The organism is Pseudoponticoccus marisrubri (genome assembly GCF_001482405.1).
Classification (GTDB): domain Bacteria; phylum Pseudomonadota; class Alphaproteobacteria; order Rhodobacterales; family Rhodobacteraceae; genus Pseudoponticoccus; species Pseudoponticoccus marisrubri.
This window is the reverse complement of sequence record NZ_LPXO01000039.1, coordinates 1-2,008: the sequence shown is the minus strand read 5'-3', so window position 1 is coordinate 2,008 and position 2,008 is coordinate 1. Positions and strand designations below refer to the sequence as shown.

The following is a 2,008-nucleotide window of genomic DNA, read 5'->3' as shown; positions in this document are numbered from 1 at the left end:
GCGTGTGGCGACCCGCTACGACCGCTGCCCCAAGGTCTTTCTCTCCGCCATCGCTCTCGCTGCAGTCGTCATCTACTGGTTATGAATCCTGATCCTAGTCGTCCCTGTCAGGAAACTGCCTTGGGTAACTCTAATGTCTCCGGGAATCTCGTCGGGATTTACAAAAAAATTAACTTCAACCATATCTTCCTCCAAGTCGCCTATGGCAGTTTGCCTTTGCTCGCACTGCATTGAGGTTAGCGCAAGAATCGTGAGCGGTCACGGTTCCTTTACCAAGCAGAAACTGAAACCGCTCCTTTTTTGGATGCCCAGTAGTCATCTCGACATATCAGTGGCTTAAAGCTGTCGCCCCCTGCCTCAATCTGGTCGGTTTTGGAAGGTTTGTGGCACCATGTTTCATGTTCATGGATTGCGCCCGAGTCACCACAGGTGACCAGTTTACTGATTCGCAGATCGACGCTTTGGCGAGCGCCGGGCCTGAGTGCGTGTTTGCCGATGCGATCAGCGGCGCAATCGGGAAGCGGCCAGAATTGGACAGACTGCTTGACCACCTTCGCAGCGGCAACGTGTTCGCTTACTGCGCGATTCCGTCGGACATTCTGACGGAGGTCATTGGTGGTCACCTCAATTTCGCTGTCGCCATGCGGCGGCAGGCTTCTCAAATGGGCGATGTGATCGATAGGGCATGCCCCTGTGAAACAACCCGAAACGCATGGAGTGTCGTCTCACACAAATCACCATTGATTTTTGAGACAATGCGTGTCACAACATCTTAAACCCGTGTGACACAAAGGCGCGCCATGCTGATTGGATATGCAAGAACCTCGACACTCGACCAGAAAGCGGGATTGGAGGTTCAGCTTGATGAACTCCGGGCTGCGGGATGTGAGAAGGTTTTTGAGGAACAGGTCTCTTCTGTCGACGTAGCCGCCCGGAAGAAACTGACCGAAGCAATGGACTTCGTCCGCGAGGGCGACACCTTGATTGTGACGCGGCTCGACCGACTGGCGCGCTCAGTCGCTCATCTCATGGAAATCCTGGCGACGCTCACCAGTAAGGGGGCTTCCCTACGGATACTGGCAATGGGCATCGATACCGCGACGCCAACGGGCAAGCTGATGCTCACGGTGCTGGGAGGCATTGCGGAGTTCGAGCGCGAAATCATGCTTGAGCGGCAGCGAGAAGGCATCGCCAAGGCCAAGGCGGCAGGGAAATACAAAGGGCGCAAGCCGACCGCCCAGGCAAAGTCAGATGACGTGATTGAGTTGGCCTGGGCGGGCGTTGGTCCTACCGAAATCGCAAAACGAGCGGGCATCAGCCGCGCGTCGGTCTACAGGATACTGAGAGAGCATCAGACGTCCTCTCCCGCAGACGCTGTTGCGAAATAGCGTTCGAATGGGCATTGGTGCACTTGAGTGCACGGTCCGTTTCCAATCTGGCACTAATGCGGGTCACTCAGAATACGCTTTCGAAAATAGGACCACCGCACCAAGAGTGCCGACCAAGGCATAATCGTCGCGACTAGCTGTCTGCCTGTTCAATGAGTTCTCGCATCGCACGGATGAGTGAGGTCACCTCCGCCCTTTGTTCGGCTGCCTTCGCGCTGACACGTCCGTGCTTGAGGGCGTTAGAATTCTTCCTCGGTGCACCCGGTGACCTCCCCCCATGCATTCGGCAACGACCATTCGCCATCGCGGGGGACAGGCACGGTTTCTGCGCCCGTGTCATCGCCCCACAGCGGGCACTGAGGTGCATAGGTAATTTGTTGTGCATGGGGTTGTTCCTCCGGTTTTTTCTGCCCCCCGCCCCCCAGCGTGTTCGACGACGCCCACGACGGCCTGACCGCCTGCGTGAACATGAACGTGCTCAACAGTCACTTTCTGCTGGCCCTTGCCCCGATGTTTGTCCCGATGGTCTGCCCCCAGAAAAGTGGTCCTTCCTGAGGTAGGCTTTCGAGCCAGATGGAGGACGAACGAATGGGACAGAAGAGACACAAGCCGGAGGAGAT

General features: G+C 56.6%; 4 protein-coding genes and 1 pseudogene. 4 read left to right on the top strand and 1 reads right to left on the bottom strand.

Annotated elements, in window-relative coordinates; translation table 11 throughout:
• From AVJ23_RS23010 to AVJ23_RS21845, 3 genes and pseudogenes are all read left to right on the top strand, one after another.
• A pseudogene (locus AVJ23_RS23010) lies at positions 1-85 on the top strand (IS5/IS1182 family transposase); the annotation flags it as partial.
• Positions 86-398: 313 nt separating this feature from the next.
• On the top strand, positions 399-776 hold the full coding sequence (locus AVJ23_RS22490) for a recombinase family protein (protein WP_084794875.1): 378 nt from the start codon (positions 399-401) through the stop codon (positions 774-776).
• Between the two features lie 24 nt (positions 777-800).
• The gene (locus tag AVJ23_RS21845) at positions 801-1,388 is read left to right on the top strand and encodes a recombinase family protein (protein WP_058864348.1); all 588 of its coding nucleotides are present in this window, start codon (positions 801-803) and stop codon (positions 1,386-1,388) included.
• Positions 1,389-1,521: 133 nt separating this feature from the next.
• Here AVJ23_RS21845 and AVJ23_RS23615 read toward each other — a convergent pair whose 3' ends face one another.
• Positions 1,522-1,728, bottom strand: coding sequence for an HGGxSTG domain-containing protein (locus tag AVJ23_RS23615; RefSeq protein ID WP_367576952.1), 207 nt, complete (start codon positions 1,726-1,728; stop codon positions 1,522-1,524).
• Positions 1,729-1,814: 86 nt separating this feature from the next.
• Here AVJ23_RS23615 and AVJ23_RS23525 point away from each other — a divergent pair, with 86 nt between their 5' ends.
• Positions 1,815-1,943, top strand: coding sequence for a hypothetical protein (locus AVJ23_RS23525; RefSeq protein WP_276203231.1), 129 nt, complete (start codon positions 1,815-1,817; stop codon positions 1,941-1,943).
• The last annotated feature ends 65 nt before the right edge of the window (positions 1,944-2,008 follow it).

Coding starts and splice junctions, on each gene's coding strand:
- AVJ23_RS22490 (WP_084794875.1), top strand. CDS start 399: ATGTTCATGGATTGCGCCCGAGTCACCACAGGTGACCAGTTTACTGAT.
- AVJ23_RS21845 (WP_058864348.1), top strand. CDS start 801: ATGCTGATTGGATATGCAAGAACCTCGACACTCGACCAGAAAGCGGGA.
- AVJ23_RS23615 (WP_367576952.1), bottom strand. CDS start 1,728: ATGACACGGGCGCAGAAACCGTGCCTGTCCCCCGCGATGGCGAATGGT.